Source organism: Sphingomonas natans (assembly GCF_030546695.1).
Taxonomy (GTDB): Bacteria; Pseudomonadota; Alphaproteobacteria; order Sphingomonadales; family Sphingomonadaceae; genus Sphingomonas_I; species Sphingomonas_I natans.
Map to the genome: position 1 here is coordinate 99,978 of NZ_JAUOTP010000001.1, position 15,354 is coordinate 115,331.

General features: G+C 66.6%; 16 protein-coding genes. 9 read left to right on the plus strand and 7 right to left on the minus strand.

Annotated features, from left to right (window positions below):
• Positions 1–87: 87 nt before the first annotated feature.
• Entirely contained in the window at positions 88–816 is a 729-nt protein-coding gene (locus Q4F19_RS00495; RefSeq protein WP_303539183.1) for a FadR/GntR family transcriptional regulator, read from the plus strand.
• On the opposite strand, the gene Q4F19_RS00500 is transcribed toward Q4F19_RS00495, so the two are convergent.
• The 7 genes from Q4F19_RS00500 to Q4F19_RS00530 are packed head-to-tail and all read right to left on the minus strand — an operon-like array spanning position 782 to position 6,943.
• Complete coding sequence (locus tag Q4F19_RS00500) at positions 782–1,411, minus strand: LutC/YkgG family protein (RefSeq protein ID WP_303539184.1); 630 nt, start codon at positions 1,409–1,411, stop codon at positions 782–784. The two genes, Q4F19_RS00495 and Q4F19_RS00500, sit on opposite strands and share 35 nt — an antisense overlap.
• Positions 1,408–2,799: a lactate utilization protein B gene (locus tag Q4F19_RS00505; RefSeq protein WP_303539185.1), complete on the minus strand. Its 1,392-nt coding sequence runs from the start codon at positions 2,797–2,799 to the stop codon at positions 1,408–1,410. Before Q4F19_RS00505 ends, Q4F19_RS00500 begins: the two co-directional genes overlap by 4 nt.
• Positions 2,796–3,566, minus strand: coding sequence for a (Fe-S)-binding protein (locus Q4F19_RS00510; protein WP_303539186.1), 771 nt, complete (start codon positions 3,564–3,566; stop codon positions 2,796–2,798). The genes Q4F19_RS00505 and Q4F19_RS00510 overlap by 4 nt, the downstream gene beginning before the upstream one ends.
• A complete protein-coding gene (locus tag Q4F19_RS00515) occupies positions 3,556–4,527 on the minus strand; it encodes an alpha/beta hydrolase (RefSeq protein WP_303539187.1) in 972 nt (323 codons plus the stop codon). Before Q4F19_RS00515 ends, Q4F19_RS00510 begins: the two co-directional genes overlap by 11 nt.
• Entirely contained in the window at positions 4,524–5,330 is an 807-nt protein-coding gene (locus Q4F19_RS00520; RefSeq protein WP_303539188.1) for a rhamnogalacturonan acetylesterase, read from the minus strand. Before Q4F19_RS00520 ends, Q4F19_RS00515 begins: the two co-directional genes overlap by 4 nt.
• Positions 5,330–6,094 (minus strand): SDR family NAD(P)-dependent oxidoreductase, encoded by a 765-nt coding sequence (locus Q4F19_RS00525; protein WP_303539189.1) that lies wholly within the window; start codon positions 6,092–6,094, stop codon positions 5,330–5,332. Before Q4F19_RS00525 ends, Q4F19_RS00520 begins: the two co-directional genes overlap by 1 nt.
• A 33-nt stretch (positions 6,095–6,127) precedes the next feature.
• Positions 6,128–6,943, minus strand: coding sequence for an IclR family transcriptional regulator (locus Q4F19_RS00530; RefSeq protein ID WP_303539190.1), 816 nt, complete (start codon positions 6,941–6,943; stop codon positions 6,128–6,130).
• Between the two features lie 196 nt (positions 6,944–7,139).
• Between Q4F19_RS00530 and rhmD the strand changes: the two genes are divergently transcribed.
• The 8 genes from rhmD (at position 7,140) to Q4F19_RS00570 (ending at position 15,296) form a co-directional block, all read left to right on the plus strand.
• Positions 7,140–8,333: an L-rhamnonate dehydratase gene (rhmD, locus tag Q4F19_RS00535; protein WP_303539191.1), complete on the plus strand. Its 1,194-nt coding sequence runs from the start codon at positions 7,140–7,142 to the stop codon at positions 8,331–8,333.
• A gap of 14 nt (positions 8,334–8,347) precedes the next feature.
• On the plus strand, positions 8,348–9,205 hold the full coding sequence (locus Q4F19_RS00540) for a fumarylacetoacetate hydrolase family protein (RefSeq protein WP_303539192.1): 858 nt from the start codon (positions 8,348–8,350) through the stop codon (positions 9,203–9,205).
• Positions 9,202–9,951, plus strand: a complete 750-nt coding sequence (locus Q4F19_RS00545; RefSeq protein WP_303539193.1) for an SDR family NAD(P)-dependent oxidoreductase — start codon at positions 9,202–9,204, stop codon at positions 9,949–9,951. Before Q4F19_RS00540 ends, Q4F19_RS00545 begins: the two co-directional genes overlap by 4 nt.
• 58 nt (positions 9,952–10,009) lie before the next feature.
• Positions 10,010–10,918 (plus strand): amidohydrolase family protein, encoded by a 909-nt coding sequence (locus Q4F19_RS00550; RefSeq protein ID WP_303539194.1) that lies wholly within the window; start codon positions 10,010–10,012, stop codon positions 10,916–10,918.
• Positions 10,915–11,991, plus strand: coding sequence for an L-rhamnose/proton symporter RhaT (rhaT, locus tag Q4F19_RS00555; RefSeq protein ID WP_303539195.1), 1,077 nt, complete (start codon positions 10,915–10,917; stop codon positions 11,989–11,991). Before Q4F19_RS00550 ends, rhaT begins: the two co-directional genes overlap by 4 nt.
• Positions 11,988–13,061, plus strand: coding sequence for a glycoside hydrolase family 43 protein (locus tag Q4F19_RS00560; RefSeq protein ID WP_303539196.1), 1,074 nt, complete (start codon positions 11,988–11,990; stop codon positions 13,059–13,061). The genes rhaT and Q4F19_RS00560 overlap by 4 nt, the downstream gene beginning before the upstream one ends.
• Before the next feature lie 77 nt (positions 13,062–13,138).
• Positions 13,139–13,870: an alpha/beta hydrolase gene (locus Q4F19_RS00565; RefSeq protein ID WP_303539197.1), complete on the plus strand. Its 732-nt coding sequence runs from the start codon at positions 13,139–13,141 to the stop codon at positions 13,868–13,870.
• Positions 13,871–14,015: 145 nt separating this feature from the next.
• Positions 14,016–15,296, plus strand: a complete 1,281-nt coding sequence (locus tag Q4F19_RS00570) for a glycoside hydrolase family 28 protein (protein ID WP_303539198.1) — start codon at positions 14,016–14,018, stop codon at positions 15,294–15,296.
• Positions 15,297–15,354: the final 58 nt, after the last annotated feature.

A 15,354-nucleotide genomic window follows, 5' to 3' on the forward strand; every position in this document is an offset into this window, starting at 1 on the left:
CTGCACTGCGAAGAGGCTTTGCCCGCGCTTGTGAGATTCGCTGGAACGATGCAAACCGCGCGCAGAACTTTGGGGGGAGGCGAACGGGTGGCAGTGACCGCGCAGGCGCACCGTTCCGGTCTGGGCCGCAACCTGACGCATGGGCTGGTCGATACGCTGGGCAGAGCAATCGTCGTCGGCGAATATGATGCGACGGCCTTCCCGACCGAGGCCGAACTGGCCAAGCAGCACAAAGTGAGTCGCTCGGTGACGCGCGAAGCGGTCAAGATGCTGACCGCGAAGGGGCTGCTCAGCGCCCGGCCGCGACAGGGCACGATCGTGCGCCTGCGCGAATATTGGAACCTGTTCGACACCGACATATTGCGCTGGCTGCTGGAGCGGCGCTTTTCGCTGGACCTGCTCGTGCAGTTCAATCAGCTCCGGATCGCGCTGGAGCCGGAGGCGGCGGCGCTCGCCGCGACGCATGCGACGGAGGAGGAGCGCGCGGCGATCCGCGCGGGCCTGGATCGGATGCGCGACGCCGAGCGCGGCGAAGACGAACTGCTCGCCGCCGATATCGCCTTCCACGTCGCGATCCTCGAAGGATCGGGCAACCCCTTCTACCGCCAGCTCAGCGATATGGTGGAGACCGCGTTGCGCACCTCGATCCGCTTCACCAACCGGATCGACGGCCGCACCGCGAGCGTCGCTGCGCATGCCGCCGTCTGCGAGGCGATCCTGGCGGGAGACGCAAGCGGGGCACGCCTGGCGATGCAGCGGATCATCGCCGATGTCTTCGCGATCATCGACGGGGCAAAGCCGCCCGCACCAGAATGACGTGAAGGAAACGAGGGCCGTGCGCGCCGCGCACATAAGTGCCCTCAATGTCGGTCGTGCCCGAGACGCCCGTTACCCAATAATGCGCGCGCGGCTGCGGACCGGGGAGGGTGGCTTCCTCCAGGTGCGCGACGATCCGGTCGGCCTCGAGCAGGACGATGTGGTGGAGCGCGACGAAGTTCGGGAGCATCGGCGCGTCGGGCGCGGTCTCGAACACGAGTGACCCCGTCTCGGCGATGCCGCAGCGGGCGACGGCGAGGACGACGGGCTCCTCGGTCGCGGCGGCTTCGTGCACGGCGAAGGGGGACCAGTCGCAGCCTGACAGTCGCGCGTCGGGCGGAAGATAGAGCGCCGGGGGCAGGCCCTGCTCGATGCAGTAGCGCAGGATCGCAGCGGGGAGATCGGCGAGCGTGTCGATCCGGTCGTGCGTCGCGGCGATGCTGGGGAGCGACAGCTTGGCGACAAAGCCTTCCTCCAGCGCCGTCGCATCGACAAAGGGCCGCTCGGGGGCGATCAGCAGGGCATCGGCCCCGATCGCCGCGGGGCCGGGGACGGTCGGCTTGAGGCGCGACAGGATTTCCTCGCGCGCGTTCATCGGCGGCGTCCGCTCTTGTACTGGGCCATGAAGCTGCGCGCCTCGGGGGCGGGCATGTCGCGATGATCGGTCCAGCCGCCGGCAAGCGGCAGGCGTCTGATCCAGCCGCGTCCCAGGACGCGCATCGCACGCAAGGCGCTGCCGCTGGCAAGGCGATAGAGTGCGGGGCGGCGCGCGAACCAGGCCCAGACGCCAAGCCCCGCGCGCATCGTCTTTGGCTCGAGGCCTTCGCGCCAGCTCTTCTCGCGCCAGCCGCGCAGGAGCGTCGGCAGCGGGATGCGGACGGGGCAGACTTCCTGGCACTTGCCGTTGAGCGTGCAGGCGTTGGGCAGTTCGCGGCTCTTGGGGAGGCCGTCGAGCACCGGGGTCAGCACCGCACCCATCGGACCGGGATAGGTGCCGCCATAAGCATGGCCGCCGATCTGCCGGAACACGACGCAATGGTTCATGCACGCGCCGCAGCGGATGCAGCGGAGCATCTCGGCGAGGCCCTCCTCACGCATCGTCGTCCGACCATTGTCGACGAGGACGATGTGCATCTGTTCGGGGCCGTCGCGATCGCCCGGGCGGCGCGGGCCGGTATAGAAGGTCGTATATTGCGTGAGCGCGGCGCCCGTCGCCGAGCGCGCGAGCATCCGCAGCAGGTGCACCGCGTGCGGCATCGAGGGGACGATCTTCTCGATCCCCGCAGTGACGATATGGACGCGCGGGGGCACGAGCGAGAGCTCGGCATTGCCCTCGTTGGTGACGGTGCAGACCGCACCCGTGTCCGCGATCAGGAAGTTGGCGCCCGAGATGCCGACGTCGGCGCCCAGCATCTGCGTGCGCAGTTCGCGGCGCGCGCTTTCCGCCATCGCCGCGATCGTCTCTTCCTGGTGGGGGCTGCGGTGGCGTGCCTTGAACAGTAGCGAGACCTGCTCGCGCGTCTTGTGCATCGCCGGCCAGATAATGTGCGAGGGGCGCTCGTCGGCGAGCTGAATGATATGTTCGGCGAGATCGGTCTCGACGCGCTCGATCCCGGCCTCGGCCAGCGCGTGCGGCAAGCCTATCTCCTCGCCGAGCATCGACTTTGAGCGCGCGACGGTGCGTGCGCCGGCGGCCTTGCAGATGTCGATGACGATCTTGCACGCCTCGTCCGAGGTGCGCGCCCAGTGGACCTGCGCGCCGGCGGCGATCGCGTTCGCCTCGAACTCTTCCAGATACGCGCCGAGATGCGCGATCACATGATCCTTGATCGCCGCGGCGCGATCTCGGGCGTCCTCAAAATCGGGAAAGGCATCGACGGCGAGGGCGCGCTTGGCCTCGGCGGTGCCGGCGGTGCGCTCGACCGCGATCTTGAGGATCGGATCGGCCAGCGCCAGATCGACGCGATCGCCGAAGTCGCTCATGCTTTCTCTCCGATCGCGGGACCGTCGCCCATGCCGGCGATGAGCTCGATCGCGTGGAAGCTACGCACGGAGGAACCGCGGCGGCTGAGCTTGCCGGCCATGTTCATCAGGCAGCCGAGATCGCCCGCGAGCAACAGATCGGCGCCGGTCGCCTCGATCGCGGCGGCCTTCTCCTCGACGATCGCGTTCGAGATGGCGGGATATTTTACGCAGAAGGTGCCGCCGAAGCCGCAGCACGTCTCCTCGCCGGCGAGCGGGCGGAGCTGGAGCCCGTCGACTGCCCTCAGGAGCCGGCGCGGCTGCGCCTTGATGCCGAGTTCGCGCAGGCCCGAGCAGCTGTCGTGATAGGCGGCGGTGGCGGGTAGCGTGACGCCCTCGGGCCGCCAGCCGCGCACCTCGTCGAGATAGGCCATGATCTCGTAGGTCTTGGCGGCGACCGCGTGGGCGCGCGGACCCCAGACGGGATCGTCCTCGAGGATCTCGGGATAATGGCTGCGGATCGTGCCCGCGCACGAGCCCGACGGGATGACGACATGCTCGTAGGGTTCGAGCATCGCGATCGCGCGCTTCGCCAGATCGATCGCGGTGTCGCGGTCGCCCGAATTGAGCGCGGGCTGGCCGCAGCAGGTCTGCGCCTCGGGGACGACGACCTCGCAGCCCGCCGCTTCCAACGCAGCGAGCGCGGCGAAGCCGATGCGCGGGCGCATCGCATCGACGAGGCAGGTAACGAAAAGGGCGACGCGCGGCCGCAGCATTTCAGAGGCCATGACGCGCCGCAAATGCGAGGAACAGATCGGGCCAGGCGGCGGCCGCCTTGGCCTTTTCGCCGATGCCGAAGCCGTGGCCCCCCGCCTCGAAGATATGCGTCTCGACGGGCACGCCTTTCTGCTTGAGCGCCATCATCATCGCGGTGGCATTCTCGATCGGCACGGTCTTGTCGTCGATGGCCTGCGCGATGAAGGTCGGCGGCGCGTCGGCGGCAACATTCTGTTCGAGCGAATAAGCGCGCGCGCGGGCCGGGGTTGGATCGGGGCCGAGCAACTGTTTGCGCGAACCCGCATGCGCGGACGGGCCGTCCATCATGATCACTGGATACATGAGCGCCGCGACCTTCAGCCCGAGCGGCTGGGTATCGATCGCATCGATGGGCGTGTAGCTCGGCTTGGCGTCCTGCGTCGCCAGCCAGCCGGCGAGATGCCCGCCCGCGGAAAAGCCGATGACGCCGATCCGGGCAGGATCGAACTTTTCGCGTGCCGCCATGCTGCGCACCGTCCGGAGCGCGCGCTGCGCGTCCTGGAGCGGCGCCTCCGATCCGGCCGCCCAGCCATCGGCGGGCAGGCGATAGAGAAGGATGAAGCAGGTATAACCGGCCGACGCGAGCCGGCGGGCGATCTCATAGCCTTCCAGCCCGATCGCGACCCGGACATAGCCGCCGCCCGGGATCAGCAGCAGAGCCGCGCCATTGGGCTTCTTCGGGCGCAGCATCGTCAGCGTCGGTGTCACGACATGCTCGAAATAGGTGTCGTCGGGCGGGCTGTCGGGGCGACGCAGGCCTTCCTTTTCGGTGACGGTCACGGCCTCGCCGCCCGGCGCCTTGCCGGGCCAGATCGGGAAGCGGGTGAAGCCCTTCGGCAGGGGGAAGCTCTGCGCGGACGCAGGTCCGGCGGCGGCCAGCGCGGCGGTCGCGGCGATGCCCGCCATCAGCGTGCGGCGATCAATCAGGGTCAATGGCAGGCTCCTCGCCCGAGCGGGCTCGTCCGGGTCAGATCCGGACGCACGGGCAATATGGTCTTCGAAACCGGCAGGGTAAGCCCCGCCAGTGCCGTGGCGACGAGATCGGCGACGGCGCGCGCGCCGAGTTCGCTCAGATGCGTATTGTCGTCGATGCCCTGCGGATAGTTCGGCGCCTGCGCGGCAGTCATGTGTAGATAGAAGACGAGCGAAGCCTGCGGCCCCGCCTTGTCGAGCCACGCGCGCGACAGGCTTTCGAGATCGATGAGCGGTGTCGCGGTCTTTTCCGCGACCTCGCGCACGACGTCCGAATATTCGGCGAAATCGGCCTGGGCGAGGCCACGATCGTTGAAGGCGTGGCGCGCGACGGGGGTGATCAGCACCGGCACGGCCTGCGCGCCGCGCACCATCCAGACGAAATGCAGCAGATTGTCGCGATAGTCGGTCCAGGCGCGCGTGAAGCGCTCGGGCTTGCTGCGATCGGCATCGTTGTGACCGAACTGGATCAGCACCGTATCGCCGGGCCTCACCTCGGCCATCAGCCGATCCCAGCGGCCTTCGCCAAGGAAGGTGCGCGTGCTGCGCCCCGCGAAGGCATGGTTGCGGACTTCGACGCCGGGGGCGACCGCGCAACGCAGCATCGTCCCCCAGCCCATCTGCGGATAGCGATCGGGCTTCGCGTCGGCCGCAGTGGAATCACTCGCGATCAGGATAGCGGGCAGGCGCGGCGCGGCGGCGGGCGCCGCGCCTAACAGAGGCAGCAAAGCGAGCGCCGCCGCAAGCCTGCCCGCCGCCCACATCACTGCAGGTTCACGAACATCCCGCCATCGACGAGCAAGGCCGCGCCGGTGACGTAGGCGGCCATATCCGAGGCGAGGAAGACGATCGGGCCGGCGAGATCCTCGGGCATGCCGAGGCGGCCGAGCGGGGTGCGCTCTTCCATATATTTGCGCTTCTCGGCGTCGGCGAGATCATCCTTGTTGATCTCGGTGAGGATCGTGCCGGGCAGGACGCTGTTGCAGCGTATGCCATATTTGCCGAGCGCGATCGCGGTGGATTGCATCAGCGAATGCACGCCGGCCTTGGTTGGCGTGTAATGCGTCTGGAATTCGCCGCCGACGAGCGCGGAGATGGACGAGACCGCGACGATGGCGCCGCCATGACCCTGCTTGACCATCTGCTGGGCTGCGGCCTGGACCATGAAGTAAGCGCCGTGGAGATTGACGCGGAATGTGCGCTCGACGACGTCGACGGGCATATCGAGGAACGAATGGAACGGGCAGATGCCCGCATTGCTGACCATCACGTCGACCTTGCCCAAGGCCTCCACCGCCTTCGCGACGAAGGCCTGCGCGGTTTCGGGATCGGCGACGTCGCCCTTCACCGCGATCGCCTTGCGGCCGAGCGCCTGGATCGCCTCGACACAGGCCTGCGCCGGGCCATCGCTATGTGCATAATTGATCGCGACATCGGCGCCATGCTGCGCCGCGCCGATCGCGGCGGCACGGCCGATGCCGGTGGAGGCGCCGGTGACGAGTACGGTCTTGCCTTCGAGCAGCTTCACGGTTGCAGTCCTTCTGTGTGGTGTTCGATGTGCCTAGCGGCGCGGGGGCTTCGTGCGCGGGCTCCAGCCGAGATCCGAGCTGATCCGTTCGGCGGTTCCCCGGACGTCTTCGCCCAATGTCTCCATCCGCGCGTCGTCCATATATTGGGCGGCGCTGGAAACGCTGATCGCGGCGACGATCCGCCCCGATGCATCGCGGATCGGCGCGGCGACGCAGCGTATCTGATCCTGATTTTCCTCGAGATCGTAAGCGCGGCCCTCGGCGGCATAATCCTGCATCCGGGCGAGCCAGACGGCATAATCGGCCTTCGGCGCGCCGGACGCCTGATCGGCATCGAACAGCCGGCGCCAGGCGGATTCGGTGCCGTCGATCAGCAGCGCCTTGCCGAGGCCGGTCGAGGTCAGCGGTTGGCGATCGCCGACGCGGCTCGAGATGTCGACGCGACGGCGGCCGGGTATCTTGTCGAGATACAGAGCGAGCTCGTTGTCGAGGCGGCCGAGATGGACGGTGTCTTCGCTGCGCTGGGCGAGTTCGTCGATGTGCGGGCGCGCGATCTGGACGACATCGGCCTGCGATTGGGCGAGGAAGCCGAGGTGGAGCAGCTTCGGGCCGAGCTGATAGCCTTCGCGCGGCAGGAAGGTGAGGAAGCCGCGATCGATCAGCGCATTGGCGAGGCGGTGCGCGGTCGATCGAGTAAGGCCCATGCGGCCGGAAAGCTCGGCCAGCTTGATCGGGCCGTCGATCACGTGATCGAGCATGTCGAGCCCGCGAAGGAGGGTCTGGCTACCCTGGACCTTCGCTTTTTCCTCGCCCGCCCCGGAATCTTCGTTTGACGCCGCTTTTCTCATCTAATAACATCCTATTCCATAAAGTGAGATAATGCAAACAGGCAGCCGGGGAGAGGCTTGCGGATTTCGCGTCACGACACGCACGGATTTTCGCCATTTTCGACCCGTCATCTTTCATATGATGGCCTGAGGCGTCACGAAATTCCACGATGTGGATTTCCGGGCGTGCCGCATGAAGCTTTGGGAGTTTTAAGACGTGGCGATCGTTTCGTTGCCGAAGATCAATCATGTCCGCGCCTTCACCGTGCGCGGCGGCGGTGCCGACTATCACGATCAGGGCGAAGGCCACTGGATCGACAATCACATCGCCACGCCGATGTCGAAATATCCCGAATATCGCCAGTCGCGGCAGAGCTTCGGCATCAACGTGCTCGGCACTTTGGTCGTGGAGATCGAGGCCGAGGACGGCACGATCGGCTTTGCGGTGACGACCGGCGGCGAACCGGCGGCGTTCATCGTCGAGAAGCATCTCGCGCGCTTCCTCGAAGGCCGCAGCCCGACCGAATATGAGAAGATCTGGGATCAGATGTACTTCTCGACCCAATATTACGGGCGCAAGGGCATCGTCGTGAACGCGATCTCGGGTGTCGATCTGGCGCTCTGGGATCTGCTCGGCAAGCTGCGCCAGGAGCCCGTCTATCATATGCTGGGCGGCGCGGTGCGCGACGAGCTGCAATTCTATGCGACGGGCGCGCGCCCGGATCTCGCCAAGGAATTCGGCTTCATCGGCGGCAAGATGGCGCTCCATCACGGTCCCGCCGAGGGCGTCGAAGGTCTGCACAAGAACATCGCCGAGCTGGCCGAAATGCGCGAGCGCGTCGGCCCCGATTTCTGGCTGATGTGGGATTGCTGGATGGCGCTCGACGTCGACTATGCGACCCGCCTGGCGATCGCCGCGCACGAGCTGGGTCTCAAGTGGATCGAGGAGGCGATCAGCCCCGACGATTATTGGGGCTATGCCGCGCTCAAGCGCAACGTGCCCAAGGGCATGCTGGTGACGACCGGCGAGCATGAGGCGACCCGCTGGGGCTTCCGCATGCTGCTGGAGATGGATTGCTGTGACATCATCCAGCCCGACGTCGGCTGGTGCGGCGGCGTGACCGAATTGCTCAAGATCAGCGCGCTCGCCGATGCGGCGGGCAAGATGGTCGTGCCGCACGGTTCGTCGGTGTACAGCTATCACTTCGTGATCACGCGCCACAATTCGCCGTTCGCCGAATTCCTGATGATGCATCCGGGGCCGACCGAGGTGGTGCCGATGTTCCATCCGCAGCTGATCGGCGAACCCGTCCCCCAGAACGGACGTCTCAAGGCCAGCGCGCTCGATGCGCCGGGCTTCGGCGTCGAGCTGAATCGCGATATTGCGATGCAGCGCCCCTACACTCACTGAACGAAAGCGAACCAATGAAGCTCTGCCGCTACGGGCCGGTTGGCCAGGAAAAGCCCGGCCTCGTCGACGCCGACGGTGCGATCCGCGATCTTTCGGGCATCGTCGCCGACATCACGATCGAGACGCTGGCGCAGGCGCAGGCGGCCGATCCGGCGTCGCTGCCGCTGGTCGAAGGCAGCCCGCGTTATGGCGTGCCGTTCGCGGGCATCGGCAAGATCGTCGCGATCGGGCTCAACTATCGCGATCATGCGATCGAATCGAACCTGCCGATCCCGACCGAGCCGGTCATGTTCATGAAGGCGCTGTCGAGCCTTTCCGGCCCCTATGACGATGTCATGCTGCCCAAGGATTCGACCTATTCCGACTGGGAGGTCGAGCTCGGCGTGATCATCGGCAAGACCTGCCGCTACGTCAGCCAGGACGACGCGCTCGACAAGGTTGCGGGCTATGTCCTCGCCAACGACGTGTCGGAGCGCTTCAACCAGAAGCAGCGCGGCAGCCAGTGGAGCAAGGGCAAGGGCCACGACACCTTCTGCCCGGTCGGCCCGTGGCTCGTGACGCCCGACGAGGTCGGCGACGCGCAGGAGCTGGACATGCATCTCGACGTCAACGGCACGCGCATGCAGACCGGCAACACGCGGACGATGATCTTCAACCTGAAGGAAATCATCTCCTACGTCAGCGAATATGTGACGCTGTATCCGGGCGATCTGGTCATCACCGGTACGCCTCCGGGCGTGGGCGAGGGCAAGAAGCCCGATGCCATCTACCTGAAGGCGGGTGACGTGATGGAGCTCGGCATCGCCAAGCTGGGCACGCAGAAGCAGAACGTCGTCGCATGGAGCCAGCTTGGCGACGAGGTGCTCGCATGAGCGTCTATCAGGGCCGCTTCGAGGGCCGTTGCGCGATCGTCACCGGCGGGGCCTCGGGCCTCGGCAAGGCGGCTGCGGCGCGGATCGTCGCCGAGGGCGGCAAGGTCGTCCTGTGGGACCTGAACGCGGATGCGCTGGCGGCGGCGAAGGCCGAGACCGGCGCGACCGACGTCGTCGCGCTCGACGTGTCGGACCAGGCTGCGGTGGCTGCGGCTGCCAAGGCGAGCGAGGCCGCGCTTGGCAAGGTCGACATCCTGATCTGCTCGGCGGGCATTACCGGTGCGACCGCGCCGGTTCATGAATATCCGCTCGACAGCTGGAAGCGCGTCGTCGACATCAACTTGAACGGCTTGTTCTATTGCTGCCGCGAGGTCGTGCCGCTGCTGCTGGCCAACGGTTATGGCCGGATCGTCAACGTCGCCTCGGTCGCGGGCAAGGAAGGCAATCCGAACGCCAGCGCCTATTCGGCGACGAAGGCGGGCGTGATCGGTCTGACCAAGAGCCTGGGCAAGGAGCTGGCCGAAAAGGGCGTGATCGCCAACGCGCTTACGCCTGCGACGTTCGAGAGCCCGATCCTGGCGCAGCTGCCGAAGAGCCAGGTCGATTATATGCGCTCCAAGATCCCGATGGGGCGCTTGGGCGAAATCTCCGAATCCGCGGCGATGGTGTGCTTCATGGCGTCCGAGGAGTGCAGCTTCACGACCGCCTCCACTTTCGACACGTCGGGCGGCCGCACCACCTTCTGACCTCATCGCGACGCAGCCGGCCGGACAGAGCCGGCGCGTCGCACTTCTGGAGAGGCCGATGGCCGCGATCCCGTTCGTCGATGCGCATGTCCATCTGTGGGATCTGGATCATATCCATTATTCCTGGCTGACGCCGCCGTTCAGCGACGAAGGCCCGAACGGCAGCGTCGAGAGCATCGCGCACGATTACGGCGTCGCCGACTATCGCGCGGACATGGCGAAATGGAACGTCGTCGGCGCGGTCCATATCGATGCGGGCGCCGATCCCGAGCAGGCGCTGCACGAGACCGAATGGCTCGAGGGTGTCGCCGACCGGGACGGCCTGCCGACGGCGATCGTCGCCTTCGCGCCGCTCCATGATCCGAAGGTAGAGGCGCTGCTGGAGGCGCAGGCCGCGCATCCGCGCGTGCGGGGCATCCGCCAGATCGTCAACTGGCACACCAATCCGCTGCGGACCTACACGCCGCACGACGTGACGCAGGACGATCAATGGTGGGCGGGCTATGGCCTGCTCGGCAAATATCGCCTGTCGTTCGACCTGCAATGCTATGCCGGGCAGATGGCGGGGCTCGCACCGCTGATCGAGCGGCACGAGGACGTGCCCGTCATCATCAATCATATCGGCATGCCGGTGACGACCGATCGCGAGGGCGTGACGCGCTGGCGCTATGGCCTGCGCGCGCTGGCGGCGCTGCCGCATGTCGCGATCAAATTGTCGGGCCTGGGCTTCATCGCGCGCGACTGGACGCTCGCAAGCGTGCGGCCGTTCCTTTTGGAGGCGATCGACATGTTCGGCACCGAGCGCTGCCTGTTCGCGAGCGACAGCCCGACCGACAAATTGTTCGCGCCGCTCGATCGCTATCTGGAAGCCTATCACGCGATCGCCGCCGATTTCTCCGAGGACGAGCAGCGCGATCTGTTCGGCCGCAACGCCAACCGCATCTATAGACTGGGACTGGACCTATGACGCCCAACCCGCTGATCGGCATTCTCTATCACTGGCTTGGGGGCCTCGCCTCGGCGAGCTTCTACGTGCCGTATCGCGGCGTGAAGCGCTGGTCGTGGGAGATTTACTGGCTCACGGGCGGCATCTTCTCCTGGGTGGTGGCGCCGTGGTTCTTCGCCGGGCTGCAGACGCACGATCTGCTCGGCGTACTCGGCCGGACGCCGACCAACATCAAGCTGTGGGCGATCTTCTTCGGCGTGCTCTGGGGCTTCGGCGGGCTCGGCTACGGTCTGGTCATGCGCTATCTGGGGTTGTCGCTGGGGATGGCCGTGGTGCTGGGGCTGTGTACGGTCTTCGGCACGCTGATACCGCCGCTGTTCACCGGCGAATTCCACGAGAAATTGCTGGCGACCGCATCCGGCAACATCGTGCTGTTGGGCCTCGCGCTTACATTGCTGGGAATCGTGATCGTCGCGATCGCGGGTGGCAAGAAGGATGCGATGCTCACCGAGGAGCAGAAGCGCGCGGTCGTTGCCGAGTTCGATTTCAAGAAGGGCGTCATCGTCGCGATATTCGCCGGCATCATGTCGGCCTGCTTCGCCTTCGGCCTGGCCGCCGGCGAGCCGATCAAGGCGGTGTCGGCCGCCGCCGGCACGGGCCCCTTGTGGACCGGGCTGCCGGTGCTCTGCCTCGTCATGTTCGGCGGGCTGCTCACCAACGCGATCTGGTGCGCGATTCTGATCGTCCGCAATCGCTCGGTCGGGCAGTTTGCGGGCGCAGCGAGCGACGGCAACGGCCGCGCGCCCCTGCTGGCCAATTATGCACTGAGCGCGCTTGCCGGCACGACCTGGTATTTCCAGTTCTTCTTCTACACGATGGGCGAGAGCCAGATGGGACGCCTCGGCTTTTCGAGCTGGACGGTCCACATGGCCAGCATCATCATCTTCGGCACGCTCTGGGGCTTCGCCTTCCGCGAGTGGAAGGATGCCGGGCCGAAGGTAAAGGCGATCGTCTGGTGCGGCATCGGCATGCTGCTGATCGCCACGATCGTGATCGGCTACGGCAACCGGCTCGCGCTGGGCACCGGCGTATGAGGCCGACTGCGGCGCTCGCGGCGCTGTTGCTGGCGGCCGCCACGCCGGCGGTTGCGGCACCCGCGCCGCTCGATGCGCCGCTGGTGATGACCGACATGCATCTGCACGATCCGTGGATCGTCGCCGATGAAGCGAGCCGGACCTATTATCTGTTCACGCGCAACGAAGCCGCGATGACGGGCGACAAGCGCCTCGGCACGATGGTCTATGCCAGCCGCGATCTGAAGCACTGGACCAAGCCCAAGCTCGCGTTCGTGCTGCCCGAGGGGCTGTGGGCCAATGCCGGCGCGTGGGCGCCCGAAGTGCATCGCTGGAAGGGTAAGTGGTATCTCTTCACGACCTTCCACAACAGCAAGGCGGTGATCGGCAAGGTCGGCCCGCGCGAAACCTACCGGCGCGGCACCGTGCTGGCCGTGTCCGATACGGTCGACGGGACCTACACGCTGGTGCGCGGCGGCGAGCCGATCGTGGACAAGGCGCAGATGACGCTCGACGGATCGCTCTATGTCGATCCCAAGGGCAAGCCGTGGATCGTCTATGCGCATGAGTGGTGGCAGATGGTGGACGGCACGATCGAGGCCGCGCCGCTGAAGGACGACCTGTCGATCGCCGGCCCCGCACGCGTGCTGTTCAAGGCGAGCGAAGGCCCGTGGGTCGTCGGGCAGAAACAGCCGCTGGGCGACACGGTGTTCGTGACCGACGGGCCCGAGCTCTATCGCAGCAAGACCGGCGCTTTGCTGATGCTGTGGTCGAGCTATGGCGAGAAGGGCTATGTCGAGGCGCAGGCGCGATCGAAGAGCGGCGGGATCGAGGGGCCGTGGGAGCAACTCGGGCCGCTCGTCCAGCGCGACAGCGGGCATGGCATGGTCTTCAAGAGCTTCGACGGCAAATTGATGATGGTGCTCCACCGGCCCTTCGCCAACGCGCTCGGCAAGCTTTACGAGATGCGCGACGATGGCGACCGGCTGAGCGTGGTGCGCGAGGCGACGGAGCTGGATGGCGAGGCCTATCCCACCCATCCGTGCGTCGCCGGGCACAGTTCGTTCGACGGCGTGACGCCGGGGTGCTGACGGGCAAACCCTGGCCGCTGCGGGGAGCCGGAAGCTTCACGCTCGAACAGCCGGATTGCGCGGCGGAGACGGCCGTCGTGACCGCCGTGCAAGATCCGGTGATGATCGAGTTTTCCGCCGAGCGGCCCAACGGCCGGGCGATGCTCGTGCTGGGCGGGGGCGGCTACACCGCGCTGATGGCCGGGCGGGAGGGCGTGCAGGTCGCGCTCTGGCTGAATGGCCTGGGCTATCAGGCATTCGTGCTGATCCATCGCTTTCCGAATGCCGAGAATGGAGAGGCCGCACCGCTCGACGATGCGATTGCGGCGATGCGGGCGATCCGCGCGAGCGGGGTGCGCGAGGTCGGCGCGGTCGGGCTTTCGTCGGGCGGGCATCTCGCGGCGTGCCTGGCGGCCGAATATCCTGCCGAGTGGGCAAGCGAGCCCGGAGACTCCTATCGACCCGACGTGATGGTGATCGGCTACGGGCCGATCTCGACCAACGCCAAGGGCCGGACGATCGTGGCCGACAAGGCGCCGCTGCCGCCGGCCGAGAAGCAGGCGATGTACGATCGGCTGCAGCCCGACGCGCAACTGCTGCCCGCGCCGCCGCCTGCCTTCATCGTCTATTCTGGCAACGATCCGGTCGTGCCGGTCGAAAATGCGTTCCGGCTGCATCGCGCGATCGTCGAGGCGAAGGGCACGTCCGAACTGCATATCTTCGCCGATGCGCCGCACGGCTTCGCGCTCGATACGCCGGGGCTGCCGGTGTCGCGCTGGCCGGCGCTGTGTGAGGCCTGGCTGCGGCAGATCGGGTTTCTCGACGACTGACTGTCTGACCCATCCCGTTCGGTTCGAGCAGCTTCGAGCGAAGTCGAGAAGCGTTCGTCGAGAACTGCTTCTCGACTGCGATCTCGACAAGCTCGATCTTCGCTCGAAGCCAACGGGGGATGTAACACCTAGGAGGTGCACCTCGATGCTTACTCAGGATTACACGCGCCGCGCCGTCACTCTCTCGCTCCTCTCCGCGCCTTTGTGGCCGGCCTTCGCCGCCGGGGCGGGTGACGCGCCGATCACGAAGTTCGGCGCCAAGGCCGACGGCGTGACGATCAACACGCGCGCGATCCAGGCAACGATCGATGCGGTCGCCAAGCGCGGCGGCGGAACGGTGATCGTGCCGCCGGGCGTTTTCGTCAGCGGCGCCTTGTTCCTGAAGCCGAAGGTGAACCTGCATCTCGAGAAAGGCGCGGTGCTGCGCTGCTCGACCGACCTGGCCAATTTCCCTGAGCAGCGCACGCGGATCGAGGGGCATTTCGAGGAGCATTTCAATCCGGGGCTGATCAACGCCAAGGGTTGCGACGGCTTGCGGATCAGCGGTGCGGGGACGCTCGACGGGGCGGGGCGGCCGATCTGGGACATGTTCTGGAAGCTCCGCAATGCAGCGCCCGATCCGCACAATTTCCGCAATGTCGGCGTGCCGCGCGCGCGGCTCGCGGTCATCGAGAGCTCGCGCGGGGTCACGATCGAGGGGGTGACGTTCAAGGACAGCCAGTTCTGGAACCTGCATCTGTACCGCTGCGAAGACGTGACGGTGCGCAATGCGCGCTTCGAAGTACCCGACGATTACAAGCAGGCGCCGAGCACCGACGGCATCGATCTCGACAGCTGCCGCCAGGTGACGATCGAGGGCTGCTATTTCTCGGTCACCGACGATTGCATCGCCGCCAAGGGCAGCAAGGGGCCGCACGCGATGGAGGACAAGGACAGTCCGCCGGTCGAAGGCATCCGCGTGCGAAACTGCGAGTTCCGGCGCGGCAACGGCATCCTGACGCTCGGCAGCGAGGCGACGATCGTGCGCGACGTGATCGTCGAGGATTGCCGGATCACGGGCAACGTCAAGATCGCCGCGCTCAAGCTGCGTGCCGATACGCCGCAACATTATGAGGACATCCACTTCCGCAACATCACGCTGGACGCAGCAGGCGGCACGATCCTCGCGATCGTGCCGTGGAGCCAATATACCGATCTGAAGGGCGCGCCGCCGCCGCAATCGGTCGTGCGCAATGTCAGTCTGTCGGGGATCAAGGGGCGGTTCGGGGCGTTCGGCGCGATCCGCGGCAATCCGGGGCAGACCACGATCAGCGACATCCGGCTCGAGGATGTCGACGTGACGCTCGCGCAGCCGAAGCTGGAGGCCGAGGGGGTGAGCGGGTTGCGGTTCGAGCGGGTGCGGGTGAACGGGGTGGTGCGGGGGTAGGCGTCTCCCTCAGTCCGTTTGCTTCGAGCAGCCATCGAGCTTGTCGAGAGGGCGTGTC

Coding starts and splice junctions, on each gene's coding strand:
- Q4F19_RS00500 (WP_303539184.1), bottom strand. CDS start 1,411: ATGAACGCGCGCGAGGAAATCCTGTCGCGCCTCAAGCCGACCGTCCCC.
- Q4F19_RS00505 (WP_303539185.1), bottom strand. CDS start 2,799: ATGAGCGACTTCGGCGATCGCGTCGATCTGGCGCTGGCCGATCCGATC.
- Q4F19_RS00510 (WP_303539186.1), bottom strand. CDS start 3,566: ATGGCCTCTGAAATGCTGCGGCCGCGCGTCGCCCTTTTCGTTACCTGC.
- Q4F19_RS00520 (WP_303539188.1), bottom strand. CDS start 5,330: ATGTGGGCGGCGGGCAGGCTTGCGGCGGCGCTCGCTTTGCTGCCTCTG.
- Q4F19_RS00530 (WP_303539190.1), bottom strand. CDS start 6,943: ATGAGAAAAGCGGCGTCAAACGAAGATTCCGGGGCGGGCGAGGAAAAA.
- Q4F19_RS00540 (WP_303539192.1), top strand. CDS start 8,348: ATGAAGCTCTGCCGCTACGGGCCGGTTGGCCAGGAAAAGCCCGGCCTC.
- Q4F19_RS00545 (WP_303539193.1), top strand. CDS start 9,202: ATGAGCGTCTATCAGGGCCGCTTCGAGGGCCGTTGCGCGATCGTCACC.
- Q4F19_RS00550 (WP_303539194.1), top strand. CDS start 10,010: ATGGCCGCGATCCCGTTCGTCGATGCGCATGTCCATCTGTGGGATCTG.
- rhaT (WP_303539195.1), top strand. CDS start 10,915: ATGACGCCCAACCCGCTGATCGGCATTCTCTATCACTGGCTTGGGGGC.
- Q4F19_RS00560 (WP_303539196.1), top strand. CDS start 11,988: ATGAGGCCGACTGCGGCGCTCGCGGCGCTGTTGCTGGCGGCCGCCACG.
- Q4F19_RS00570 (WP_303539198.1), top strand. CDS start 14,016: ATGCTTACTCAGGATTACACGCGCCGCGCCGTCACTCTCTCGCTCCTC.